This window comes from Ruegeria sp. H7 (assembly GCF_056532945.1).
The window spans coordinates 54,357-79,969 of sequence record NZ_JBQFNZ010000004.1 but is presented as its reverse complement, the minus strand read 5'-3'; the positions used below and the strand labels follow the sequence as shown (position 1 = coordinate 79,969).

Genomic DNA, 25,613 nt, shown 5'->3' with positions numbered 1-25,613 from the left:
CAGTATGACTATGTGCGAACAAGTCGATGAGGGTTGGCAATGGCACGGCGCGCACGGGGATCCAGACAACGACAGGACACGCAGCCAGCGTCTCCGTTTATCCAACGGCAAGCACCATATTACGACCTGCTGGATGAAGAGCAGATTGCCCGGCTGGAACAGCAAGTCGACTGGATCATTCAGGATGCCGGCATCGCCTTTCGCGACGACCCCGAGGCGCTGGAATTGTGGAAAAGGGAAGGGGCCCGGATCGAAGGCGATACCGTGCGCGCCCCGGCGGACTGGATCCGCAGCCTGTGCGCCAAGGCCCCGCGCGAGTTTACGCAACTGGCCCGCAACCCCGAACGCTCGGTTCGGATTGGTGGACGCAATCAGGTCTTCGCGCCGATCTACGGCGCGCCGTTTGTGCGCGATTTGCACGGCGGTCGGCGTTATGGTGACATCAAGGCGTTTCAGGACCTTGTGCGCCTGACCTATATGCACCCGAACCTGCATCACGGCGGCTTTGTCACCTGCGAGCCCTGCGACGTGCCAGTCAGCAAGCGCCATCTGGACATGCTGCTGGCCCATATGACGCTGAGCGACAAACCCCATCTGGGCGCGATCACCGAGATGAGCCGCGCGCAAGACAGTGTCGATATGGCCGAGATTGTGTTCGGCGCCGATGTGATGGCCGAAAACTGCGTCATCATGGGCAACGTGAACACCAATTCTCCGCTGTTGGTCGACAAGGTGGTGACCGAGTCCGCGCGGGTTTACAGCAGCCGGGGGCAGGGCATGATCGTCGTGCCGTTCATCCTGTCGGGGGCGATGGGTCCGGTCTCGACCGCCGCCTCGGTCGCGCAGGCCATGGCAGAGGCGATGATGGTCTGTGCATATGTTCAACTTATCCGACCCGGCGCGCCCTTTGTTCTGGGCAACTTCCTGTCGTCGATGTCACTGAAATCCGGTGCGCCGACCTTTGGCATGCCCGAACCTGTGATCTCGAACTATGCCATCGGCCACCTGGCCCGCCGCGCGGGTCTGCCGCTGCGCTGTGGTGGCTCGCTGACGGCATCCAAGATCGAGGACGCGCAGGCCGCTTATGAAAGCGCGGATTCGATGCATTCGACCATGTTGGCCGGGGCGAATTTTGTCCTGCACTCAGCCGGTTGGCTGGAAGGCGGCCTGTGCACCGGGTTTGAAAAGCTGATCATGGATGCGGACCGGTTGGGGTCTTATCAAAAGGTTCTCAGCCTAGGGCTGGATACCTCGGATGAGGCACTGGCCCGCGACGCCTATGCCGAGGTCGGCCCCGGCGGTCATTTCCTGGGCTGCGGTCACACCATGCGCCACTATCAGAACGCCTTTTATGAACCCGCGCTGAGCCACAGCGAGAATGTCGAAAGCTGGGAGGATGAAGGCGCGAAAGATATGCGGACACGCGCTTATGACCGTTGGACCCAGATGCTGAAGGACTACGAAGCACCGCCTATCGAAGAGGCCACGCGCGAAGCCCTGGAGGCGTTTGTGGCCAAACGCAAAGAAGCCCTTCCCGATGCCTGGTACTGATCGCCCCCTTGCCGCGACCCGGATGATGTAAGGAACACCCCATGCCCGAGATTCAAAAAGACGAGACCGCCACCGGTAAACCGCTGCCGTCCCACGCCAAGGTTGTTGTAATTGGCGGCGGCGTTGTTGGCTGTTCGATCCTGTTTCACCTGGCCAAGTTTGGCTGGAAAGACGTAGTGCTTCTGGAACGGGACGAGCTGACCTCGGGCTCAAGCTGGCATGCGGCGGGGCAGATTCACACGATCAGTTCTGACCCGAATATCAGTCGCCTGCAAAGCTATACCATTGATCTTTATAAAGAGATTGAAGAAACATCGGGCCATTCGGTCGGCCTGCATATCACTGGCGGGTTCTACGCGGCCTCGACCAAGGAATGGTATGATTACCTGAAACGCGAACGCTCGAAAGCGCGCTATATGGGGCTGCATCAGGAATTCATCTCTCCGTCAGAACTGGCCGAACGGCACCCGCTGATCGATCCGAAACACTATTATGCGGCGCTATGGGATGATCAGGATGGTGATCTTGATCCGTCTGGGGCCACTTATGCTTTTGCCAAATCCGCCCGCGTGCATGGGGCGCAATATTTCACCCATTGCGGGGTGACGGCAATGTCTCAGCGGCCGGACGGGTCTTGGGACCTGACCACGCCCAAAGGGCGGATCAACGCCGAGCATGTGGTCAATTGCGGCGGCCTTTGGGCGCGTGAGGTGGGGCATATGTCCGGCATCCATCTGCCGGTGCAGCCGATGGAACATCACTATCTGATCACTGAAAAAATCCCTCAGATCGCCGAGCGGATGGAAAGCATGGGTGAGGCCGGTCGCCTGCCTGCCGGGATCGATTATGAGGCCAACATCTATTTCCGGCAGGAACGGCAGGGGATGCTGCTGGGTACTTACGAGCCGAAATCGACCCCGTGGAAAGTGGATGGCACGCCGTGGGACTTTGGGCACGAACTGCTGCAACCCGACCTCGACCGTATTGCTGACCGGCTTGAGATGTCATTCGAACGTATCCCCACGATCGGTCAGGCCGGGATCAAGGACATGATCAACGGTCCGTTTACCTTTGGCCCCGATGGCAACCCGATGATCGGACCGGTACCGGGGATGAAGAACTATTGGGTCGCGGTTGGCGTCATGGCGGGCTTTTGTCAGGGCGGGGGTGTCGGCCTGACCATGGCCGAGTGGATGATCGACGGCGAACCCTCGATCGACGTCTGGGCCATGGATGTTGCGCGATTTGGCGAATTTGCGACGCCAGACTGGGGCACGGTCAAGTCCTCGGAAAACTATGAGCGGCGGTTTGTGATGACCTTCCCCAACGAAACCTTGCCCAAGGGCCGGATGCAGAAAACCACCGCGCTTTATGACCGGCTGGTCGCCAAGGGCGCGCGGATGGGGCAGGGGTTCGGTCTGGAAAACGCGCTTTGGTTCGCAGATGGCCCCGACGACGCACACGAAGACCCGACATTCGAGCGCAATCGCAGCCACGACTATGTCGCGCGCGAGGTCAAGGCTGTGCAAGAGGCCGTGGGCGGGATCGAGATCGCCAACTTTGCCAAGCATGAATTCAAGGGCGCAGGCGCGCGTGCATATTTGGATCACGTACTGGCCGGATATGTGCCCAAACCGGGTCGCCTGACACTGACGCCGATGCTGACACCCAAGGGCAAGCTGTACGGAGATCTGACTGTCGCCTGTCTGGCCGAGGATCACTTTGTCCTGTTCGGCTCGGGTGCAATGCAAGAGGCGCACCGCCGCTGGTTCGAAAAGGATCTGCCCGACGGTGTGACCTATGCCAATGTCTCGGACGACTGGCATGGCATCGCGCTGTCTGGTCCAAAATCCCGCGACGTGCTGGCGCGGCTGACGCGCGAGGATGTCTCGGCCGACGCGTTCAAATTCCGTGACCTGCGTCAGACCTTTGTGGCCGGGGTTCCGGTCATTCTGAACCGCATCTCGTTCAGTGGCGAGTTGGGCTATGAAATCTACTGCAAACCGCAATATCTGCTGCGTCTGGCTGAGGCCATAGAAGAGGCCGGGGCCGATCTTGGTTATCGCTGGTACGGCGCGCGGGCGCTGATGTCGATGCGGCTGGAAAAGGGCTGGGGCGTCTGGACCCTGGAATTCCGTCCCGATTTCAATGCGGTCGAAAGCGGAATGGACGCGTTTATCAACTGGAAGAAAGATTTCGTCGGTAAAGATGCGACTGAGGCGTCGCGTGCACAGGGCGTGAAGCAGAAACTGGTGACAATGACGATCGACGTGGACGGGATTGACGTTTCAAACGACGAGGCGATCCTGAAAGACGGTGCCGCTGTTGGATATGTCTCATCCGGCGGCTTTGCCCACCGGGTCGGGCGATCCATGGCGATGGGATATGTCGCGACCGAGCATGCCGCTCCGGGCACGGCGCTTCAGGTGGAAATTCTGGGTGAATGCTATGACGCCGAAGTTCTGGGCGGACCCATCTATGATGCAAACGGGGCCAACATGCGGGCGTAAAAGCCGATGTGCATTAAAGACCTATAAGCAAGGTTATGTTAAATGTTGCTCGACCTTCTTCAAGGTCGAAACCCCACCTTCAGCCTAGCCGGTTGCTTCATCCCTCAGACAGTTTCCGACACCCGGATCCGGTTGCGGAACAAATGGTCGTAATGCGGCTTCATGCGGCGGTGAACGCGGCGGACGCGATCCGGGGTGTTGGACAGATCGACATATTTGCGTTCCTGCCGGACAAGGCCGGTCGATTTGGCGAGGTTTGCGTGGAAGGATCCTCCGTCCCACCAGCTATGCGCTGAAGGATCGCCGCCCGCCTCCCAGCTCAGCGCCTCTTCGATGAACGGGATTCCGACGGCTTCGCAGAAGGCTTGGGTCATTTCGTATGGGTTCTCCAGCACATCATCGCTGTCGATCACCGGCGGCGGCGTTCCGTGCAAGGCAGTCAGAAGATCGTAAAGCGCGCGTTGCTCGGGAAAGCCGACCTCTAACTCGTCGAAATCGGGCCACTTGTTATACATTGACGTGATCGTTTTGGCCGGATCGCGGATCAGGAAAGCATGGGTGAAATGAGACAGGAACTCGGCATCCCACATGTGATTGATATAATGCGGGAAATCCTTGATGAAGACGGGGCTTTTCTCGGCGCGGGCCTTGACGTCCTTCCACACGCTTTCAAGGGTCAGGCCGGGCGTTGTTTTCTCACCTTCCTTGAACCGGGGCCACATGGGATCCTCGCCCTGATACCAGGCTTCGCCGAAAGGTTCATGCAGACAGTCCAGATCGCCGCGCTGACGCATCATCCATTCAAACGCGGTCGAGGTTGAGCGTGGGATGGCCCAAAGGGCGACGATTTTGTGCATGTTCAGCCTTTCAGTGATGAGAGCAATCGGCCCTGCTGCGTTTCCGGGGCAATGCCGAGTGTCTTGAAAATCCGCCAGTACAGCGCCGTGTCATGGCCGATGATCGGTTTGCCCAAACGGCTTTCCAGCGCGACCTCATAATGCACCGGGCGTTGTGCGATCCCGTCAGATGGGCGGCGATAGTTGCTCATCCCGTTGATCAGGTAGGCGTCCACATTCGGGGCCTGCTCTGCCGTGTAGTCGAAGGATTTCCACAACAGGTCCTCGTCAAAGCACCAGATGCAGTCGTCAACCGCGTCCTGACTTTCAAACCAACCCTGATCGAAGAAATTGCCCGCCCAAACCACATCAAACCCGGCTTCGCGCAGGAAGCCAACGGTGCCGGTATACCAACTGTCGGGGTGGTAGCAGGCGTTCAGCGCCACCTTTTCAACATTCAACGCGCGCAGCGCCTCGACCATGGCATAACCCGCCATGTGAAAGGGGGTCTGGTATTTGTCGCTGAGTTGCTCGCAATGTTGCCGGATGCCCTCGACACCCAGACCGCTGGCATGCACCCAGTTCGAGCCGACCTGACCGCAGACATCCGCACCGTTATTGGCCATGCATTCGACGAATTCTTCCAAAAGGCCAAAGTTCTTTTGCCGCTGATCCAGACGGTGCGCGTAGTCCGGTACATGCAGCATCCGGCCATGCACGCCCACGCTGCGCGGGGCCATGCGCAGAAAGTCCGAAGGTGCTGCGTCAAAGTCATGTGGCGGGGCGGTAAACCCCACCTGATGCGGGAACAGCTTGACCTTGGGGTTCTGCCATTTTGGGGGTTTTACATAGCTTTCCATGCGCCAGCCTTGTGCCGTTCCGAACCTGTGGTGGGTTTTCGGACCTTGCTGCCGCGCAGCCCGAAATGCCATTGCTTTGACGTGCAGCATTCAATATCAAAACTGATATGAGTCAGCGCAAATATAACCTGCCGTCGATCAACGCGATGATTGCGTTTGAGGCGGTGGCACGATTACAGGGTTTTGCGCGGGCCGCAGAAGAGCTGAGGACATCGCAGCCCGCGATCAGCCGACATATCCGAAATCTGGAAATCCGGTTCGGAACCACCTTGTTCGAGCGGCAAGGCGCGCGCGTTTCACTGACCAGAAAAGGCAGGGATTTTTATCATTCTGTCGCGCAGACGCTGGATAAAATGCAATCCGCTGTGAACAGCCTGGCGCGTCCGCAAAGCGAGGTGACAGTTGTGTGTTCCCATTCGGTATCGCATCTTCTGTTGATGCCGCGCTATGGCGCGTTGCGCAGGGCGTTGGGAAGCGGGTCCGAGCTGCGATTGCTGACAGCGGAATACAACCTATTGACCGCCGCCATTGATACCGGGGCCGATATCGTCTTTGAATACGCTTCGGCCACTCCGGACGCGCCGCATGTGGTTTTGTGCGAGGAAGAGATCAAGCCAGTCGGCACGCCCGCCATCGTTGAACAGGCTGTTGCCGCCCTTGCGGGCAAGGCCAAGCCCCCTCCTCTGCTCAGGTTGCAGAAAGAGAATTTCGGATGGATGGACTGGCCCGACTGGGTGAATGTGCATCCCGCCTATGCCGGGTGGCCGATTGCCGAAGAGTTTGACAGCTATGTCTACCTGCTGGAAGCCGCTGCCGCAGGGCAAGGTTTGGGCCTTGGCTGGCGCAGCTTTGTGGATTCGTACCTGACCCGGGGCGCCTTGGTCGAGATGCCGGTCGACTGGCATTCAAACAAAACCAAGTTCTTCGCGCGCCTGACTCGGTTCGGCCAACAGAACCCGGTTGCGCATAAGTGCCTGTCTTTGCTGGAGCATCTGGATCAGCGCTGACAGGGTTTGGGCAACGGATCAGAATGTCGCCTTGGCGTCCATCGCTTTGACACCGTCCTGACGCCGCGCCCAAAGCTGGATATCTTTGCCGGTTCTGTTGCCCTCGATATTAAACGGGACCATGCCCGCAATCGGCGACAGCCCACGAAACGCGAAGGTTTTTGGCGATTTGCCTATTGTCCGGCAGGCCAGATCGACAAGAAGCGTGGCGGTCAGTGGGCCGTGGAAAACCAACCCGTCGTACCCTTCGACCGACCTAGCATAATCAACGTCATAGTGAATGCGGTGGCCATTGAACGTCAGCGCCGAGTAGCGAAACAGCATGACCTGAGACGGCGCCACATGCTCAGAGATTTGCGCATCCGTGGGTGCCACGGGCGGGATCGGCTGTGGCGCATCGGGATGTGGGTCTTCGCGATAGACGATGTCATGTTCTTCGGTCAGGGCGAGGGTGCCATCCTCAAGCATCAGCTCGTGCAGGACGGTTACAAAGCAAAGCGGGCCGCTGCGACCGGTCTTTTCCACGACGCTTTTGATGGTCGAGCGTTTTTCGACCCACACCCCCATAGGCAACGGGTTGTGAAAGACAAATCGCCCTCCGGCCCACATGCGTCGGGGCAGCGACACGGGGGGTAGAAAACCACCTTTCTTTGGGTGGCCATCGCGCCCCAGGCCATCCATCGGCTGCGCCTCAAGGAAATAAAGCCAGTGCCACAGCGGCGGCAGCGGGTCGCCGACCTGAAGGCTGGGGGTCCACCCCAGAGTCGCCTGCATGAAGCGCGCAGGCTCGGGCCGCAGAACGTCCCTGTGGGTCTCGGTTCGTCCGATCCAACTGTCGAGGGGCTTGGACATGGTGAGTTCGCCTGCAATTGCCAGGGCACTTGTGCCGCTGGCGCAGCGTAGGATCGACCGGTGCCAGGGGCAAGGCGGCAGCCCGGTGAACTGGGGCTGCCACCGAGGTCAGTCGATGATCGTGACCGGCTGGCCAAGCGCGTCCGCATCAGGTGTGACGCCAAGCCCCGGCCCTTCGGGCGGGGCGATACGGCCGTTTTCACGCACCGGGCCATCCGGTGCCAGACGCGGGCCGACATAGTGGCTCAGGTCGCAGGTGTTCATGATGCCGCGCGCCGGTGTCGATGCCGCCAGATGCAGCAGCGCCGCCGTGGTGATGTCACTGCCCCATGTATCCTCGACGCACATCCGGGTGCCCAGGGTCAGGCACAGATCGCGGATTTGCCGCATCGCCGACAGGCCACCCATCTTGGACAGTTTCAACGCTGCGGCCTGCATACAACCGGCCTGATGCGCCTCGATCACCGAGGCGATGTCATGGGCGTTCTCGTCGATCTTCATCGGCAGACCGGTGGTGCGCTGGACATGGGCGCATTCCTGCAAGGTGGTGCAGGGTTGTTCCAGCATCACGTCCAGATGCGCAGCGGCGCGTCCCACACGGATCGCCGACAGCGCATCGCTGCCGCAGTTCCAATCGCCATAGACCAGGGGCCCTGCCCCAACGGCCTTGCGCACCTTGGCCAGACGTTCGACATCCATCTGCCAGTCATTGTCGGCGCCCAGCTTGACCTGAAACTGGCGCATGCCCTTGTCATAGGCATCCCGCGCCATGCGCGCCATTTCGTCCGGCGCGACGCAGGTGATCGAGTGATAAAGGGGCATGTCCTTGACCTGCCTCCCACCCAACAGGCGATGCAGCGGCAAGCCCGCCGCCTGCGCCGTCAAATCCCAAAGGGCTGTATCAAGGGCGGATTTGGCATAACCGTGGCCCTGAAGATACGAGTTCAGTTTTTCCATCAGTGTTTCAGGGCCAACCGGGTCGGCCCCGATCAGAACCGGGGCCAGTTCCGTTACCGCAGGCACCACGCCCTTGGCGTAGGCAGGCAGGTAATGGGGAATGGGGCAGACCTCACCCCATCCTTGCAGCCCGGTGTCGGTGTCGATCCGCAACACCACCGAGGTTGTGGTGTCGCAGGTTTTTCCGTCTGCCATGTAGTAGGTCTCATGGCTGGTCAGGGGGACTTCCCACAGCGCGATGCGCGTGATCTTCACGTCAGGCTTCCTCTACTTGTTCAAGCTGTGGGGCGTCGGTGCGCGGCAGCAGGCTGGCCGGGTCATAGGCTGGCTCACCCAGAATGCACCCTTTGCGCGGCTTGCCCGCTATGATGACTTCGATCTCGGTGCCGGGCACATGTGCGCGCGGTTTGATATAGGCAAAGGCCAGAATTTTACCGACCGTATGGCCATAGGCGACCGAGGCCGTTGCGCCGACGATTTCGCCATTTACAACAACGGCTTCGCCGCCATGGCCGTCTTCGACCCCGTCCGGTTCGATCTCCAGATAGGCGCAGATCCACGGCATCTCGCCCGTCTCGGCCTGTTGCGCGCTGACACGGGTGGCCTCAACGCCCAGATAGTCTTTGTCCAGCTTCATGAAGCGGCCCACATTGGCCTCGGGCAGCGTGACCTCATTGGTCAATTCGCCCGCACCGGGGAAGGCTTTTTCCATCCGCATCGCGTTCATCGCGAAGGACCCGTAATTGACGATGCCAGAGGGCGCACCTGCGGCCCAGAGCGCGGAATAGACGTCAACGCAGGCCGCGTCAGGCATGTGCAGCTCCCAACCCAACTCACCCGCGTAGGACATCCGGAACGCCCAGACCTTGTGGCCTGCAACGGTGATTTCCTGTGCCGACAGCCAGCGGAACCCTGCATTCGACAGATCCGCATCGGTGCATTGCGCCAGAACATCCCGCGATTTCGGGCCGTTCAGCGACAGGGCCGACCATCCGGCGGACAGCGCCGTGATGATTACATCCTCATCGGCGCGGTTGTGGTTCAGGTGGTCCAGCAGGCGCTGTTCGAAGAAGGCGGCGCAGACCAGATAGAACCGGTCATCCGCCATGCGCACCAGCGTGGTTTCCAACTCGACCCGACCCCGGCGGTTCAGCATATGGGTCAGCGTGATCGAGCCGGTTTTCTGCGGCATCTTGTTGGCGGTCAGACGGTCCAACAATGCGTATGCGTCCGGGCCCGAAACCTCGACCTTGGTAAAGGCGGTGACGTCCATAATGCCGACGCCTTGGCGTACGGCTTTTACCTCGGCGCCCACCACATCATGCACCACATTGCGGCGGAAGCTGTAGTGGTCGCGTTGCTCGACGCCGTCCATCGCAAACCAGCGGGGGCGCTCAAACCCGTAAACCTCTTCATACACCGCGCCTTTGTCCTTGAGGATCTCATAGAGCGGTGACGGCTTGATCGGGCGACCTTCCAGTCGGTTGAAATGCGGGAAGGGAATCTCGTGGCGCAGCTTGTAATCCTCATGCGCTTTGATGACCTGCCAGTCCTTTTTGGCATAGCTGCCAAAGCGGCGGGGGTCGTAATCGCGCATCGAGATATCGGCGGCACCCCGCACCATCCATTTGGCCAGTTCGCGTGTCAGGCCGGGGCCCCAACCGATCCCGATCTGGGTGCCGCAGCAACACCAGTAGTTCTTGACGCCCGGCGCAGGCCCAACCATCGGGTTGCCATCCGGCGGGTGGCTGATCGCGCCGTGGACCTCACGGGTGATGCCCAGTTCCGCAAAGATCGGCATGCGCTCCAGAGAATTCTCAAGCCATGGCATGACACGGTCATAATCGGCCTCGAATAGCCAGTTCTCGTATTCCCACGGGCACTCGTCATGCCAGACCGAGTTCGAGTTTTCTTTCTCGTAGATCCCGATCAGGCCCTTTTTCTGCTCCATCCGGATATAGCCCGAGACCATCTTGTCGTCGCGGATCACGGGCAGCTCGGTGTCCAGATCCTGAAACTCGGGCACATTCTCGGTCACGAAATAATGGTGCGTCATCGAGGTCATCGGCAGTTGCAAGCCCGACCATTCGCCCATCTGGCGCGCATAGGTGCCACCGGCATTGACCACATGCTCGCAAATGATTGTGCCCTTTTCGGTTTCAACCACCCATTCGCCCGCATCATTCTGGGTGATGTTCGTGGCGCGGCAATGGCGAAAGATCTTCACGCCTTTCTGACGCGCACCGGTGGCCATCGCCATGGTCACGTTTGACGGGTCCACATGGCCATCATCCGGGGTGTAAAGCGCGCCCAGAACGCCTTCCAGATTATAGAAGGGGTGCTTTTCTGCGATGAAGTCCGGCCTCACCAGCTCGATATTGAAACCCAGCGAACGGCCGACGGACAGGGTGTGGCGCAGCCAGTCCATCTCATCCTCGGTATAGGCCAGCCGGAACGAGCCGCAGCCGTGCCAGGTGACCGCCTGCCCTGTCTCTTCCTCAAGCGTCTTGGAATAAAGGCCGATGTTGTAATCGACCATCCGCCCCAGCCCGTAAGAACTGGTGGAATGGGTGATCTGCCCTGCTGCGTGCCATGTCGACCCGCTGGTCAGTTCGGCCTTTTCCAGCAGGACGGTGTCGTCCCCCCAGCCCTCATGCCCCAGATGATAGGCCAGGCCGCAACCCATGACGCCGCCGCCAACAATGACGACCTTTGCACGCTGCGGCAGTTCTTTTTTGGACATCGCAAAATTCCTGTTCGAGAGTCGCAGATTTCTGTGGATTTGATATTCAAACAAATGTACCACGGTCAATGATAAATGATACAAATGATCGAGAAACGGATCGGAATGGAACAAATGCGTGAATCGGCCCGCGACGAGAACGGTTTGTCGCTGGTATCGGATTCGCTGTCGCCCAAGGCACGCAAGGTCGTTGCGTTTTGTGCTGACACTGGGACTGTTCGGACCTTTTGCGATCACCCCCAGCACCCTGGCTTCTAGGATGAGGAACCCAAATGAATAAGCCGCTCACCCATTCGCTGGACGCCAGCTACTATACGGATTCCGCCGTCTTCGAGAATGAGATGAACGGCCTTCTGGCGCGGACCTGGCAATTTGCGGGGCATTCGGCGGATATCCCAAATGTCGGCGACTATTTTGCGTTTCAGATCGCCGGGCAGAACCTGTTTGCCATTCGCGGGCGGGATGAGGTGATCCGCACCTTCTATAACGTGTGCCAGCATCGCGCCCATGAGATGGTGACCGGCACCGGGAACACGCGCGTTGTTGTGTGCCCCTACCACCAATGGACCTATGAGCTGACCGGCGGCCTGCGCGCCGGGCCGAATATCAAGAAAGTGCCCGGATTTGATCGCGAAAAGATTTGCCTGACCGAGGTTCGGACCGAGATCTTTCTGGGCTTCATCTTCGTCAATCTCGACAGGGACGCCGCGCCTATGGACGAATGGTATCCCGGCGTGCGGGAAGAGATCGCCGAATTTGTCCCACAGATCAATGACCTTGCGCCGTTGGAATGGGTGGAAATCCCCGAAAGCTGCAACTGGAAGGTTTCGGTCGAGAATTACTCGGAATGCTATCACTGCCCGACCAACCACCCGACCTTCGCGGAAGGCGTGGTTAAACCTGAAACCTATGACATTCAGCCGGATTCAGATGGCGGCTATGTTCTGCGCCACACGACCGAGTGTCAGGCCCTTGAAAAGATGACTTACCCCATCGACATGACGGTGCCGCATGCGGGTGATTACCAATCGTGGTTTCTGTGGCCGATGTTCTCGTTCCAGTGCTATCCGGGCAATGTGCTGAACACCTATCACTGGCGTGCTGAAACCGTCGATAGCTGCACGGTCTGGCGTGGCTGGTATACCGAAGGCGGCCATGAAAGCGATGTGATCCGCGGGCTTGCCGTGCAGGACCGGGAAACCACTGTGGCCGAGGATATTCGTCTGGTCGAATCCGTCTATCGTGGTTTGAAATCAAAAGGCTACGTGCCTGGCCCACTGGTGCTGGACCCCGAGGGCGGCGTGATGAGCGAGCATTCGATTGCCAAGTTGCAGCAATGGATGCGCGACGCGGTCGACTGAAACTCAGAATAGCGAAAGACAAGTTGTTCTAGGAATGCCAAGCGCGTTCCCTGAATACCCGGAGGCGCGAGATATGCATGACGTGAAACCCTATTGGCAGAACTATATCGACGGGCAATGGGTCGATGGCGGCGCGGGCCGCATTGATGTTGTCGATCCCGCCACGGGTGAGAAACTGGCCGAACACGCTTTGGCCGATGCCGCTGACGTGGACCGCGCCGTTCAGGCCGCGCGCCGGGTGCATCTGTCAGGCGCGCTTGGCGCGCTGCGCCCGGTCGAACGCGGGCGGATGGTTCAGGCCATCGGTCGCTATCTGCTGGATCATATCGATGAGATCGCGCCCGTTCTGACGCTGGAACAGGGTAAACCCCTTTGGGAAGCGCGGATCGAGGTCGAGGGCGCAGCGCGTTATTTCGAATATTACGGCAATCAGGCCGAAACGGTCGAGGGGCGCTCGATCCCGCTGGGGGCGAATTACTTCGACTTCACCACCTACGAACCTTACGGGGTTTCGGCGCAGATCATCCCGTGGAATTACCCGGTCGAAATGACGGCGCGGTCTTTGTCGGCCGCGCTGGCCACGGGCAACACCTGCGTGATCAAGACACCTGAACTGACCCCGCTGACCAACGCCTGGTTCGCCCACGCGGCCGAAGCGGTTGGCCTGCCCGCAGGCGCGGTGAATATCCTGTGCGGCTTGGGGCACGAGGCCGGTGCAGCCCTGTCCGCTCACCCGCAGGTCAACCAGATCGTCTTCACCGGCTCGGTTCCCACAGGCGTCGCTATCGCCACCGCAGCAGCGCAAAACGTTGTACCTTGTGTGTTGGAGCTGGGCGGAAAATCGGCAGCCATCGTTCATAGCGATGCCGATATCGACGCCTTCACCAATGATGTCCGCTGGGGCATCTTCTTCAATGCCGGACAAGTGTGTTCCGCCATGAGCCGCGTGATCGTGCATGAGGATGTGCATGACACGCTTGTCGGAAAACTGGTGGACATGGCCGAAGGGCTGTCGGTCGGTGCAGGGATCGAGCGCGCCGAATTCGGTGCCAACATGGGTGCCATGGTCAGTCAGGCCCAACGGGACCGCGCCTTTGGCATGGTATCGCAAGCCGTGTCGGACGGGGCCAGGGCGGCAACCGGTGGGCGCAAGCTGAACCGGCCCGGCGCGTTTCTGGAACCGACCATCCTGTGCGATGTTTCACCCGATATGACCATCGCCAATGAAGAGGCCTTTGCCCCAGTTCTGTCGGTCCTGAAGTTCAAATCCGACGCCGAGGCGATCGAGATTGCCAACGGCACCCCTTATGGTCTGGTCGGGGGCGTCTTTACCCGCGATATTGACCGCGCCACGCAGGCGGCCCGACAAATCCGCGCCGGTCAGGTCTTTGTGAATGAATGGTTTGCAGGCGGCGTCGAAACCCCGTTTGGTGGATATGGAAAATCCGGATATGGGCGCGAAAAGGGCCGCGAGGCGCTGTGGAACTACGTGCAAACCAAGAACGTCGCGATCCGGTTGAGGGCATAAGGTATGCGACACCCGCACTCCGTGAAAGATGTGGTCAATGCCGGTCTGTGTATCGGGTGCGGGTTGTGCGAGGCTGTGGCCCCCGCGCGTTGGAAAATGGCCTATACGGCCGAAGGTCGGCTGCGCCCTGCGGAAATCGGGCCCGGCTCGGATGCTGAAATTCTGCGCGCCTGTCCCGGCGCGGTTGCGCGCCCGAATGCTGAACCTTCGGCGCATACGGATCAGATCTGGGGCGGCTATCACAGCATGCAGGAAGCCTGGGCCGCAGACCCGGACATTCGCTATCGCGCGGCAACTGGCGGAGTTTTAACGGCGCTTGGTGTTCACCTGCTGCGATCCGGGCAGGCCAAATTCATCCTGCATTGCGCCGCCTTGCCGGATGACCCGATGCGCACCGGTTGGTGCATCAGCGAAACGCCAGAGCAGGTCGTGGCGCGGGCGGGGTCGCGATATGGACCCAGTGACACTCTGGCCGGTCTGAGTGCGGCGCTGGACCGGGACGCGCCCTTTGCCATCATAGCCAAACCCTGCGACGCAGGGGCCGTGCGGGCGCGGGCAGAGGAAGACGAGCGGTTGCGCCGAAATCTGGTTGCCCTGCTGGTGATGGTGTGTGGCGGGGCGTCGGACCTTGGCAAATCGCAGGCGGTTCTGGATGAATATGACCTGTCGGAACGGGACGTGACCCTGTTTCGCTATCGTGGGTACGGAAACCCCGGTGCCACGCGGATCGAAACCGGCGACGGGCAGGTGTTTGAAAAGACCTATCTGGATATGTGGGCGGACGAATCCGGCTGGCGTATCCAAAGTCGCTGCAAGCTCTGCCCGGATGCCTTGGGCGAGGCTGCCGATATTGCCGCAGCTGATATCTGGCTTGGTGGCGCACCGGTGGGTGAGGATGAGGGGTTCAACGGTGTGATCACCCGCACGACCGCCGGAGAGGATCTGTATCGCGCGGCCTGCGCCGCAGGCGATCTGCACTTTGGCCAGACCATCACCCCGCGCATGTTCGACGATTTCCAACCCCATCAGGTCCGCAAGAAACACGCTTTGGCAGCCCGGTTGAGGGGTATGACAGACGCTGGCGCCCCGGTCTACGCCCATGACGGTTTGCGACTGGATGCTCTGGACGCCCATGACCCCGACGAAGAGGCCGGAACCGCCAGACGCGTGCGCGAGGGCCGCTTTTATGAAAGCCTTCCGAAGATTGAAACAGGAGACACGTAATGGACAATGATCTGTTCGAAAAAGGGCTGGAACAGCGCAAGGCGACGCTGGGGGCCGAGTATGTGGAAAAAAACCTGGCCGCAGCCGATGATTTCACGCTTCCCTTTCAAGAGGCGATGACCGCCTGGTGCTGGGGCTTTGGCTGGGGCGATGACACGATTGACGCCAAGACACGCTCGATGATGAACCTGTCCATGATCGGCGCGCTTGGGAAGATGCATGAATGGGAGATTCACTGCAAAGGCGCGCTGAACAATGGGGTCTCCAAGGAAGAGATTCAGGCGATCATTCACGTGATCGGCATCTATTGCGGCGTGCCGCAGTCACTGGAATGCTTCCGCGTCGCGCGCAAGGTTCTGGAAGAGCGTGGTCTGCTCTGACGCCTGTCCACAAGGCAAACATGCCATCTGAGTGACCATCCGTGGCCGGGAAAACGGCCACGGATTTCGGGGATTGTGCCCCTAAATGCGGCGTGATGCGCTTTCGGATGCGGCGGAAGGCACCAGTGCCCGCACCAGATCCTTCATGTCCAAAACGCCCACATCCTGTCCGTTGGATTGTACCTTGTAGGTCTTGTAGGTGTCGCCGCCGGACAGGCCGATCAGGTGCTCAAGGTTGTCGTCCACATCGACCACCCCGGCGAAATCGGTCTCGCCATTCATCGGGTGCATGACGGACCGCACGCGCAGAACGCGGGCACGGTTAATGTCGCTGACGAAATCCTCGATATACGGATCGTTCGGGTTCAGCAGGATATGCTGCGGTTCACCCTGTTGGACCACGTAACCGTCTTTCAGGATCACAAGGTGATCGGCCAGTTTCAGTGCTTCGTCCAGATCATGAGTGATGAACACGATGGTCTTGTGCAGGTCTTTTTGCAGTTCCAGCAACAGGTCCTGCATGTCGGTCCGGATCAACGGATCGAGCGCCGAGAACGCCTCGTCCATCAACATGATCGGGCTGTCCGAGGCCAGGGCGCGGGCGATCCCCACCCGCTGCTGCATACCGCCCGACAATTGGTGCGGATAGCGCTTTTCGAACCCGGCCAGACCGACGCGGGCCAGCCACTTTCGGGCCTCTGCCAGACGTTCGTCATGGCTTTCGCCGCGCACTTCGCGGGCCATGGCAGCGTTTTCCTCGACAGTGCGATGCGGCAACAGCGCGAATTTCTGGAACACCATCGACATCACGTTGCGCCGCAGATCGCGCAGGCGATGTTCGCCATAGCTCAGCACATCTTCGCCGCGCACATCGATACTGCCTGCCGTGGGTTCGATCAGGCGGTTCAGGTGCCGGATCAGGGTCGATTTCCCGGACCCGGACAGGCCCATGATCACGGTGATCTCACCTTCCTGCATGTCGACATTTATGTCACGCAGGCCCAGCACGTGCTGGTGTTTCTCAAGCAGTTCGGCCTTGTCCATGCCTTGCAGAACCTGCGGCATCACCGATTTCGGGTTTGCGCCGAAGATTTTGTACAGTCCTTTGATGGAGACAATCGGGGTCTTGCTCATTTCATGCCTCCTTAATGATGCGTGGATTCGTCGACGCGCGACAGGGCGGCCTTGGACACACGGTCCAGCAGGATCGCCAGCAGAACGATGCAGAAGCCCGATACCAGACCAACCCCAAGTTCGAGGTTGCGAATGCCGCGCAGGACCAGAACACCCAGACCGGGGGCCGAGACCAGCGAGGCGATAACAACCATTGCCAGGCTCATCATGATCGTCTGGTTCAGACCGGCCATAATGTTGGGCAGGGCCAGCGGGATTTCGACCTTGAACAGCTTCTGGCGCGCGGTCATGCCAAACGCATCTGCCGCCTCGATCACGTCCTTGTTGACCAGACGGATACCCAGATCGGTCAGGCGGATGATCGGCACAATTGCATAAAGGATGATGGCAATACCGTAGAGTTTGGATTCCGTGACGCTGAACAAAAAGATCAGCGGGATCAGATAGACAAAGCTGGGCAGGGTTTGCAGCATATCCAGGATCGGGATGACCGATTTCTGCGTCTTGTCCGATTTAGACATAAGGATTCCGATCGGAACGCCAAAAAGGACGCACAGGAAGGTGCAGACAAAGATGATCGACAAGGTCTGGACGGCGAATGTGTAGTGGTCGATGAAGGCCATGAACAGGAAGGTCACGGCAACCAGTATGGTGACCGACGCCTTGCGCACCGCCAGATGTGTCCCGATCAGGATCAGCGGGATCAGGATGAACCACGGGATTGCCAGAAACAGCCACAGCGACCCGTCCAGCATCCAGCTGAGCGGTTGCGTGAGCGGATCGAGAATGAATTTCAGACCATCCTTGATTGCCAGAAAACCATTCTCGACCCCCGATGTCATGTCCCGTGTCTGGGCGATGGCCGGGCAGGCATCGTGCAGCGCATCAAGCGACGGAAACGGCGTTTCATACCAGGGGGTCTTGGCTTCGCTGCCTTTGACCTGCGCCATGAGATCTGTGAGTGAAAGCTGTTCGCCGCCGGTCTTCCCGGCATTGCACCATTCCGTAAGGCCAAGCGTGCTGAATAGCCAATCGTAAGTTGCCATTGTACCCCTCTGCGTTCCGGGTCAGGCCAGCGAGGACGCCGCCCGGTGTTGGACTAGTTTTATTGTTGTATTTGTGCGCAAACCTTAGCCCGAGCAGCAGCGTTTCACCAGCGATGCGAGGCGTCTTTGCAAATCAATCTCAAATGTGCTGCATCTGTGTCAGTTCAGGTGTCTGGGCACGGTTTCGTCCCAATGGTCTTCGTGCACAAGCTCGTCACCTTCAAAGGCGCGCAGGCTTGCCTTGATCTGCCAGTCCGTCAGGCGGGCCGTCATACTGACCTCGGTTTCCGTGCGAATGGACCAGTCGCCGCGCGACATCTCATAAACCCACGTCGTTTGGCCCAAAGCGCCTTCGGGGTCATGGTCCGATGCGCTGAAGGATTCCCGGCCCAGAACGCTCAGTTCAAGGTTGTTGTCGACGATCCGGTACCGGCCTGTTGCGTGTTGTGAAACCACGGTTGTGACGCCGTTGACCACATCATGGGTCACCCAACGCCCGCCTTCGGCCGCTTCCAGCATTTCGGTTTCCAGTGCCGGGGCCTGCGCGGCCGGCGGATACTCATGCAGCGTTTCGTCGATTGGGTTTGGCTGCCTGTCCGGCAGCGTCAGGCGGCAGTTTTCAAGCTTCAGCTCCAGTGTTGCGGCTTCCGGCGCGGGCCAGATCAGGGGGAAATACTGTGTCGAAAGCGCGATCCTGATGCGGCTGCCTGCCCCGAATCGATGTGCGATGGCGCGTAAGGGGATTTCGATCTCATAGTCCTGCCCCGGTACTAGAGGTTCAGGGCTTTCGTGACTATTGCGATGGGTCACGTTCAAAACGGCATAGGTCACACGAGAGGATGTTCCATCGGGCAACACCTCATTCAGACGCGCTGCGATCTGGGCCACGGGCTTGTCCGAAGTGAAAGCCAGACGCAGAACCGGTTGGCCGACGATTTCAAACGGTTCGGTCAGGCGATTGCTGTCGAAACAGACCGACACGGCGTCGTCGCGCCGTTGATCGCCGGGTAAATCGCCGTCGCTGGCAAAGGCGCACCAGAAACCGGCATTGCCGCCAACCATGACCGGCGAATTGACAGGCACCCTGCCCGCGCTGCGCGGGGTCGCTGAAAGCCCCCCATTTTCATCGAAATACCAATTGCTCGCCCCGATTGATGGCGATGGCCAAGTTTCCTCGGCCACCCAATGGCCTTCACGACGTTCCATTGCCGCTGCCGGGTCCGCGCTGTGCTGCAGAAATAGCCGCAGCATCGGTTCCGCCATGATGCCGGTGTCGCGGCCTTTCAGCCAATGATCCCACCAGCGCAGAACCTCTTGCAGGAACCCGATTTGCGGCCCCGGATTGCCAGCGTTTGGCATCACATGTGCCCATGGTCCGATCAGCCCTTTGCGCGGCCCTTGCAGATGTTCCATCATCCGAAAGACCGCCGGATAATAGCCGTCGGCCCAGCCCGAGACTGCAAAGACCGGAATGCGGATGCGCGAGAAATCCTCGCACACCGAGCCATGTTTCCAATAGTCATCGCGGGTTTGGTGCTGCATCCATGTCTTCAGCCAAAGGCCCGAGCCGCGCAGCCGGTCCAGCCACATGTCGCGCCAGCGATCACCGACATTTGCAGGGTCCGGCGGCATAGTGTTCTTGCCGAACATCGTCGAGGACCAGGTCAGTTGCTCACCCAGCACGCAGCCGCCGGAATAATGGATGTCGTCGGCATAGCGGTCATCGGTTGAACACAGCGTCATCACCGCCTTCAAGGCCGGAGGTTGCAACGCAGCGATTTGCAGCCCGTTGAACCCGGACCAGGACTTGCCGGTGATGCCGACCTTGCCGTCACACCAGGTCTGCGCGGCGATCCATGCAATTACCTCGCACCCGTCCTGCAGCTCCTGCGGTGTGTATTCATCGGTCAAAACGCCCTCGGAATCCCCGCTGCCGCGCAGGTCAACCCGCACCACGGCGTATCCGTGACCCGCGAGATACGGGTACAGTGTCACGTCCCTTTCGGCCATGATGTCGTTCTTGCGATAAGGTTGAAATTCAAAGATCGCAGCGACCGGTTGCGCCTCGGCGTTTTCGGGCATCCAGATCCGTGCACCCAATCTGCATCCATCGGACATGGCGATTTCAGTGTGATAGATTTCGCGGATGGGATTGGGGAAACCAGAAACGATGTTCATGCGGGCACCCGTCTTCCTGCTGCGGTTTGAGACTCCAGTGGCTTCCAGCCCACGGACAGGTTTCGGTGCACCATGATGATTCCTCCTGTCGGTCAGCATTTTTGGCTTGGGCACTTATGTCAAATTTGAATTCCACTGCCCTCGTGCAGGACCCGCCACGGGGAAACCAATCGGGTCGGCGGTATGATCAGCGAACAGCGATATGACTGATTATGTTAATTCGGCGACTGTCTGAGAAAAATGACAGAACGGCAATTGATGCAATCTAGCGGTTCAATTGCCAGAAGCGCTCGATAATAATGGCGCATGATAAAAACGAATCTTGCTACAGGGAGAAAGCAATGAAACTCAAGACACTACTGGCTGCATCGGCTCTTGCGACCGGGTTCAGCGCAACCACGGCACTGGCCGATTGCGGTGAGGTTTCGATCACTGAAATGGACTGGGCCTCGTCCGCGGTTGTGACTGCGGTGGCCAAGTTCCTGCTTGAGAACGGATATGGCTGCACGGTTGCTGCGGTTCCGTCCTCGACCACGCCTGCGATGGCGTCGATTGCGGAAACCGGCGAGCCTGACATCCTGACCGAATTGTGGACCAACTCTTCACCGGTATATGAAGAGCTGCGCGCCGACGGCAAACTTGTCGAACTGGCGAATGTTCTGGCTGATGGCGGGGTCGAGGCATGGTGGATTCCAGCCTATCTGGCCGAAGAGCACCCCGAACTGACAACGGTCGAAGGTATTCTGGCCAATCCTGAACTGGTCGGTGGCCGGTTCCATGACTGCCCGTCGGGTTGGGCCTGTGATGTGGTGAACAACAACAACCTCAAAGCGCTCAACATGACCGAGAACGGGATTGAGCGGTTCCAGCACGGGTCCGGCGAAACGCTGGCCACCGCAATCGCGGCGGCCTATGCGGCGAAAGAGCCCTGGTTCGGTTACTACTGGGCACCCACTTCGGTTCTTGGCAAGTATCCGATGGTTCAGGTCGAAACCGCACCCTTCGATCAGGATGCACACACCTGCAACGGTGACCCGGAATGCGCAAACCCGGTGCTGTCCGCCTATCCGACCGCCAAGGTTGTGACCGCCGTGGCCCCGTCCCTGCTGGAGCGTGAGCCGGACGTAGTTGAGTTCCTCAAGAAGATGTCTTTCTCGAACGATCAGATGGGCACGGTTTTGGCCTGGCAGGATGACAATGGCGCATCTTATGACGAGGCCGCCGTTTACTTCCTGACCAACTATCAGGACACATGGTCGGAATGGCTGAACGACGATGCGCGCGGCAACCTGTCGGCGCTGCTTCAGTAAGCCAGTTTGTCAGATCCCTCCGGCTGCTTGAGTGTCCGGAGGGATGTGAGAGTAAAGAAAGCGCCGCGTGTTGAGCGGCGCTTTTTCTTAGCTTGTATCGCGCAATCCCGTTGTGGCTTTTTGCATCGCAAGGATCAATGCGTCCCGCTTGGCGGACAACTCCGCCGGGCTTTGGCCCTTCGCGGCCTCGCCGACGCCCGCGATCAGGTGTTGGGCGACGGATTCGTCCAGATGGATCTGGCCCAGATCGTCCCACCAGCCATTGAACGTGTCCGAGAAATGATCGCAAAACGCGCGCAGACCGCCCTCTCCCGCGCCGAGGTTGAACAGCATGGTTGGCCCCATCGCCGCCCATCGCAGCCCCGGCCCGGCCCAAACGGCCTTGTCCACATCCTCGACCGAGGCGACCCCATCCATCACAAGGCTGATCGCTTCGCGCCAGATCGCCGCCTGCAGGCGATTGGCCACATGGCCCGGTCGTTCCTTGTTCACCCGGATTGTGACCTTGCCGACAGCTTCGTAGAACCGCTCGGCCCCGTCCACGGCGCTGGCATCGGTTCGGTCATTTCCCATCACCTCGACCAGCGGGATCAGATGCGGGGGGTTGAACGGGTGACCCAGCACAAAGCGGGCGGGATTGGCCCAGCCGCCCTGCATCTGGCCCAGCGTCAGGCCCGAGGCTGAACTGGCCACGATGGCGTTCGGGTTCAGCACCGGTTCGATCTCGGCAAAGGTTGCGTGCTTGATGTTGATACGCTCGGGCACGTTCTCCTGCACGAAGTCCGCGCCCTCAACTGCGGCGGCGGCGCTTGGGTGAAACCGGATCGCATCCGGGTTGCCGTTTTTGGTCAGGCCCAGCTCGGTCAGGGTGGGCCAGGCCATCTCGATGTATTCACGCACGGATGTCTCGACCGTCGGGGACGGGTCAAACAGCGCTACCGACCGCCCCGAGGCCAGAAACAGCGCGGCCCAACTTGCACCAATGACGCCGCCACCCAGACAGGCAGTGTGTTGAAATTCCATCAGAACAATCCCGGATTGAGGGGTGAGGCAGCCGTCATGCCGCCATCCACTGTGAAACATTCACCGCTGACATAGGCGGCTTTCTCAGAGGCCAGCCATGACACCATATTGGCAACGTCCTGCGGTTGGCCGAACCGGCCCACCGGATGACGGGCCAGCGCGTCGGCCATGGCTTTCTCGGGGTCTTGCGCCAACGCGAACCCATCCTCGGCCATCTCGGTCATGATCCAGCCGGGCCGGATCGCATTGCAGCGCACCTTGGGCCCGTGATCCACCGCGATGGATCGGGTCAGCCCGTGAACCCATGCTTTGGACGCGTTATACAGCGCCATGGACGGGTCCGCGACCATGCCCGAGATCGAGCCGATATTGATGATGTTGCCGCCATGCTCGCTCATATCCGGCAGCGCCGCGCGACACATGTTGAAGACGCCCTTGCAATTGACGTTCATCACCAGATCCCAGTCGGCATCGTCACTGTCGGCTATGGTCTTTTCGACCTGCACACCTGCGTTGTTGACCAACAGGGTAACCGGGCCTAAGGCTGATTTGGCGGCGTCGAACAGCCGCGTGGCATCGGCGGTTTTGGAGACGTCCGCAGTGACCCACATGACCGCTTCGGGCAGACCCTCGGGCCGTGCGCCGCGTCCGCAGGTCACGACGTTGAACCCGTCCGAGACCAGTTGATCGACAATGGCGCGCCCGATGCCCCGGCTTCCGCCTGTCACAAGAGCCGTTTGCTTATCCATGGGCGATCATCACATGTCTGACTGCGGTATACGCATCCAGCGCAAAGACACTCATATCGCAGCCTGTGCCCGAGGATTTCATCGCGGCCCACGGCATCTCGGGCGTCGCGACGCCGTGAGTGTTTACCCAAGTGAACCCATAGCGCAGCTTCGCACTCATCCGCATCGCGCGGCCCGTATTGTTGGTCCAGACCGACGAAGCCAGCCCAAAGGGGCCGGTATTGGCGACCCTCAGGGCCTCTTCTTCGGTACTGAACCGCGAGATGGTCACGACGGGGCCGAAGATTTCGGTACAGAACACCTCGGCATCATGCGGGATGTTGGCCAGAACGGTCGGTTCATAGAAAAAGCCCGGACCGTCGATCATGTTGCCGCCCGTCACAACCTCACAGGTGTCACGGGCACGGTCCACGAACCCGGCGACTGTGTCGCGCTGTGCGGCTGAGATGATCGGACCCATCTCGGTCCCTTCGGCCTTTTGCGCGCCGACCTTGATCTGCCCGACCTGATCGGCGACGGCGGCGACTACTTTGTCATAAATCTCATCCGCGACCAGCAACCGGCAGGGCTGTGCGCAATCCTGCCCGGCGTTAAAAAACGAACCATAGCGCACCGTTTCGGCCACCGCATCGATATCGGCATCCTCGAACACGATGACCGGGGCTTTGCCGCCCAGTTCCAGATGCACATGGCGGATCTTGCGCGACGCGGCTTTCATCGCCTCATACCCGGTTGCGGTTGAGCCGGTGATCGAGATCGCCTCGGTCCGTGGATCATTGATCATCCGGTCGCCGATCTCGCGGCCTGATCCGTGCAGTACGTTCACCACGCCTTTGGGCGCGACATCGGCAATCAACTGCGCCGCGCGTAAGGTCGAAAGCGGTGTCAATTGCGAGGGTTTCAGGGTCACCGGACACCCCGCTGCCAAAGGCGCGGCCAGTTTCCACGAGGCCATCATCAGCGGATAGTTCCACGGTGCGATTGCTGCGACCGGACCTACCGGGTCCTTGCGGATCATGCTGGTATGGCCTGCCACATATTCGCCCGCCGTCACCCCGGCCATGGTGCGCGCGGCCCCGGCGAAGAACTTGAACGTGTCCAAGGTCAACGGCATTTCATCGTCTAAGGCCGAGGGCCATGGTTTGCCCGCGTCCAGGCTCTCCAGTTCTGCCAGTTCTTCGGCGTGATCCTGCAGCGCAGTCGCGATATTGGCCAGCAGTTCCGAGCGTTCTGCCGGGCTGGTCTGACCGTAAGTGTCAAATGCCTCATGCGCGGCAGCGGCGGCTGCATCTGCTTGCTCGGGCGTGGCGGCGTTGATGGCACAAATCTCTTCGCCGGTTGCCGGGTTCAGAACCGGGATCGCAGCGCCCTGCCCTTCGACCAGTTCGCCGTTGATCAGCATTTTTGTCTGCATTGTAACCTCTCCTCAGAACGCCACCTGATCGCCACCCTTCAGGCCCAGTCGCGAACGCGCCTCGGCCGGGGTTGCGACCGAAAGGCCGAGATTTTCTATGATGCTGCGGATTTTGTTGACCTGCTGCGCGCTGGACACTGCCTTTTCGCCGGGGCCGATATAAAGGCTGTCCTCCATCCCCACGCGTACATTGCCGCCCAGCAAAGCGCTTTGCGTGGTGAAGGGTATCTGGTGCCGCCCGGCGGCCAGAACCGACCATTCATAGTCATCCCCGAACAGCTTGTTGGCGATGGTGTGCATATGCATCAGGTTGTCCAGATCAGCACCGACGCCGCCCAGAATGCCAAACACCATCTGCACAAAGATCGGCCCGTCGATCCAGCCCTGATCCCGGATCCAGGCCAGGTTGTAGAGGTGGCCCAGATCGTAGCATTCGAACTCGAACCGTGTGCCGTGGCCCTGCCCCAGCTCTTTCAGGCAGTATTCGATATCCGCGAAGGTGTTGCGAAAGATGAAATCGCGGGTCATGTCCAGAAACTCGGGCTCCCACGCGTGTTTCCAGTTCGAGTATTTGTCTTTCATCGGGAAGATGCCGAAATTCATCGAGCCGATATTCATGCTGGCCATCTCGGGCGAGGCGCGGGTGGCGGCGCGCAGACGTTCCTCGCGCGTCATGCCCAGGCCGCCGCCGGTCGAGACGTTCATCACCGCGTCGGTGGCCTGTTTGATGCGGGGCAGAAACTCCATGAACAGATCGGGGTTCGGGTCGGGCTTGCCAGTGTCTGGGTCGCGCGCATGCAGGTGGATGATCGAGGCCCCGGCCTCGGCAGCCTCGATACTGGCCGTTGCAATCTGGGTCGGGGTGATCGGCAGGTGTTCCGACATGGTGGGCGTGTGGATGCCACCGGTCGGGGCGCAGGTGATGATGACGGATTTCTGCTTTGCCATGG

Annotated in this window: 20 protein-coding genes; 8 read left to right on the top strand and 12 right to left on the bottom strand. The window is 59.9% G+C overall.

Translation table 11 applies throughout. The annotated features are described in order from the left end of the window. Nucleotides 1–39: 39 nt before the first annotated feature. Both ACR0AC_RS10945 and ACR0AC_RS10940 read left to right on the top strand, forming a co-directional pair. On the top strand, nucleotides 40–1,551 hold the full coding sequence (locus ACR0AC_RS10945) for a trimethylamine methyltransferase family protein (RefSeq protein WP_480873318.1): 1,512 nt from the start codon (nucleotides 40–42) through the stop codon (nucleotides 1,549–1,551). Between the two features lie 41 nt (nucleotides 1,552–1,592). After that, complete coding sequence (locus tag ACR0AC_RS10940) at nucleotides 1,593–4,061, top strand: GcvT family protein (RefSeq protein ID WP_480873316.1); 2,469 nt, start codon at nucleotides 1,593–1,595, stop codon at nucleotides 4,059–4,061. 104 nt (nucleotides 4,062–4,165) lie between these two features. Here ACR0AC_RS10940 and ACR0AC_RS10935 read toward each other — a convergent pair whose 3' ends face one another. After that, a complete protein-coding gene (locus ACR0AC_RS10935; RefSeq protein ID WP_480873314.1) occupies nucleotides 4,166–4,918 on the bottom strand; it encodes a sulfotransferase-like domain-containing protein in 753 nt (250 codons plus the stop codon). 2 nt (nucleotides 4,919–4,920) lie between these two features. Then, complete coding sequence (locus ACR0AC_RS10930; RefSeq protein ID WP_480873312.1) at nucleotides 4,921–5,847, bottom strand: hypothetical protein; 927 nt, start codon at nucleotides 5,845–5,847, stop codon at nucleotides 4,921–4,923. A gap of 17 nt (nucleotides 5,848–5,864) precedes the next feature. On the opposite strand from ACR0AC_RS10930, the gene ACR0AC_RS10925 reads away from it, so the two are divergent. Next, nucleotides 5,865–6,764: a LysR family transcriptional regulator gene (locus ACR0AC_RS10925; RefSeq protein ID WP_480873311.1), complete on the top strand. Its 900-nt coding sequence runs from the start codon at nucleotides 5,865–5,867 to the stop codon at nucleotides 6,762–6,764. An 18-nt stretch (nucleotides 6,765–6,782) separates the two neighbouring features. Here ACR0AC_RS10925 and ACR0AC_RS10920 read toward each other — a convergent pair whose 3' ends face one another. The 3 genes from ACR0AC_RS10920 to ACR0AC_RS10910 all read right to left on the bottom strand — a co-directional run bounded on the left by ACR0AC_RS10920 (nucleotide 6,783) and on the right by ACR0AC_RS10910 (nucleotide 11,316). Beyond that, nucleotides 6,783–7,616, bottom strand: a complete 834-nt coding sequence (locus ACR0AC_RS10920; protein ID WP_480873309.1) for an HTD2 family dehydratase — start codon at nucleotides 7,614–7,616, stop codon at nucleotides 6,783–6,785. A 108-nt stretch (nucleotides 7,617–7,724) separates the two neighbouring features. Next, nucleotides 7,725–8,828, bottom strand: coding sequence for a mandelate racemase/muconate lactonizing enzyme family protein (locus tag ACR0AC_RS10915; protein WP_480873307.1), 1,104 nt, complete (start codon nucleotides 8,826–8,828; stop codon nucleotides 7,725–7,727). Nucleotide 8,829: 1 nt separating this feature from the next. Next, complete coding sequence (locus ACR0AC_RS10910) at nucleotides 8,830–11,316, bottom strand: FAD-dependent oxidoreductase (protein WP_480873305.1); 2,487 nt, start codon at nucleotides 11,314–11,316, stop codon at nucleotides 8,830–8,832. 272 nt (nucleotides 11,317–11,588) lie between these two features. On the opposite strand from ACR0AC_RS10910, the gene ACR0AC_RS10905 reads away from it, so the two are divergent. From ACR0AC_RS10905 to ACR0AC_RS10890, 4 genes are all read left to right on the top strand, one after another. Next, nucleotides 11,589–12,677, top strand: a complete 1,089-nt coding sequence (locus tag ACR0AC_RS10905; RefSeq protein WP_170622604.1) for an aromatic ring-hydroxylating oxygenase subunit alpha — start codon at nucleotides 11,589–11,591, stop codon at nucleotides 12,675–12,677. A 73-nt stretch (nucleotides 12,678–12,750) separates the two neighbouring features. Beyond that, nucleotides 12,751–14,205 (top strand): aldehyde dehydrogenase family protein, encoded by a 1,455-nt coding sequence (locus tag ACR0AC_RS10900; protein ID WP_480873303.1) that lies wholly within the window; start codon nucleotides 12,751–12,753, stop codon nucleotides 14,203–14,205. 3 nt (nucleotides 14,206–14,208) lie between these two features. Further along, nucleotides 14,209–15,429, top strand: a complete 1,221-nt coding sequence (locus ACR0AC_RS10895) for a Coenzyme F420 hydrogenase/dehydrogenase, beta subunit C-terminal domain (RefSeq protein WP_480873301.1) — start codon at nucleotides 14,209–14,211, stop codon at nucleotides 15,427–15,429. Next, nucleotides 15,429–15,809: a carboxymuconolactone decarboxylase family protein gene (locus ACR0AC_RS10890; RefSeq protein ID WP_480873300.1), complete on the top strand. Its 381-nt coding sequence runs from the start codon at nucleotides 15,429–15,431 to the stop codon at nucleotides 15,807–15,809. The genes ACR0AC_RS10895 and ACR0AC_RS10890 overlap by 1 nt, the downstream gene beginning before the upstream one ends. A gap of 81 nt (nucleotides 15,810–15,890) precedes the next feature. Here ACR0AC_RS10890 and ACR0AC_RS10885 read toward each other — a convergent pair whose 3' ends face one another. From ACR0AC_RS10885 to ACR0AC_RS10875, 3 genes are all read right to left on the bottom strand, one after another. Then, entirely contained in the window at nucleotides 15,891–16,943 is a 1,053-nt protein-coding gene (locus ACR0AC_RS10885; protein ID WP_480873299.1) for a quaternary amine ABC transporter ATP-binding protein, read from the bottom strand. Nucleotides 16,944–16,954: 11 nt separating this feature from the next. Then, nucleotides 16,955–17,989: an ABC transporter permease subunit gene (locus ACR0AC_RS10880; RefSeq protein ID WP_170630519.1), complete on the bottom strand. Its 1,035-nt coding sequence runs from the start codon at nucleotides 17,987–17,989 to the stop codon at nucleotides 16,955–16,957. 159 nt (nucleotides 17,990–18,148) lie between these two features. Next, the gene (locus ACR0AC_RS10875) at nucleotides 18,149–20,167 is read right to left on the bottom strand and encodes a CocE/NonD family hydrolase (protein WP_480873298.1); all 2,019 of its coding nucleotides are present in this window, start codon (nucleotides 20,165–20,167) and stop codon (nucleotides 18,149–18,151) included. Nucleotides 20,168–20,508: 341 nt separating this feature from the next. Between ACR0AC_RS10875 and ACR0AC_RS10870 the strand changes: the two genes are divergently transcribed. Then, nucleotides 20,509–21,477 carry an ABC transporter substrate-binding protein gene (locus ACR0AC_RS10870; RefSeq protein WP_170622611.1) on the top strand — a complete coding sequence of 323 codons (969 nt, stop codon included), beginning with the start codon at nucleotides 20,509–20,511 and terminating at the stop codon, nucleotides 21,475–21,477. 87 nt (nucleotides 21,478–21,564) lie between these two features. On the opposite strand, the gene ACR0AC_RS10865 is transcribed toward ACR0AC_RS10870, so the two are convergent. Genes ACR0AC_RS10865 through kce form a run of 4 tightly spaced genes read right to left on the bottom strand, consistent with a single transcriptional unit; the run spans nucleotide 21,565 to nucleotide 25,611 of the window. Next, on the bottom strand, nucleotides 21,565–22,500 hold the full coding sequence (locus tag ACR0AC_RS10865; RefSeq protein WP_170622612.1) for a 3-hydroxyacyl-CoA dehydrogenase NAD-binding domain-containing protein: 936 nt from the start codon (nucleotides 22,498–22,500) through the stop codon (nucleotides 21,565–21,567). Continuing rightward, nucleotides 22,500–23,249, bottom strand: a complete 750-nt coding sequence (locus tag ACR0AC_RS10860; RefSeq protein ID WP_480873295.1) for an SDR family NAD(P)-dependent oxidoreductase — start codon at nucleotides 23,247–23,249, stop codon at nucleotides 22,500–22,502. Before ACR0AC_RS10860 ends, ACR0AC_RS10865 begins: the two co-directional genes overlap by 1 nt. Then, nucleotides 23,242–24,663, bottom strand: coding sequence for an aminobutyraldehyde dehydrogenase (locus ACR0AC_RS10855; RefSeq protein WP_480873293.1), 1,422 nt, complete (start codon nucleotides 24,661–24,663; stop codon nucleotides 23,242–23,244). Before ACR0AC_RS10855 ends, ACR0AC_RS10860 begins: the two co-directional genes overlap by 8 nt. A 12-nt stretch (nucleotides 24,664–24,675) precedes the next feature. After that, on the bottom strand, nucleotides 24,676–25,611 hold the full coding sequence (gene kce, locus ACR0AC_RS10850) for a 3,5-dioxohexanoate:acetyl-CoA acetone transferase (RefSeq protein WP_480873291.1): 936 nt from the start codon (nucleotides 25,609–25,611) through the stop codon (nucleotides 24,676–24,678). Between the last annotated feature and the right edge of the window lie 2 nt (nucleotides 25,612–25,613).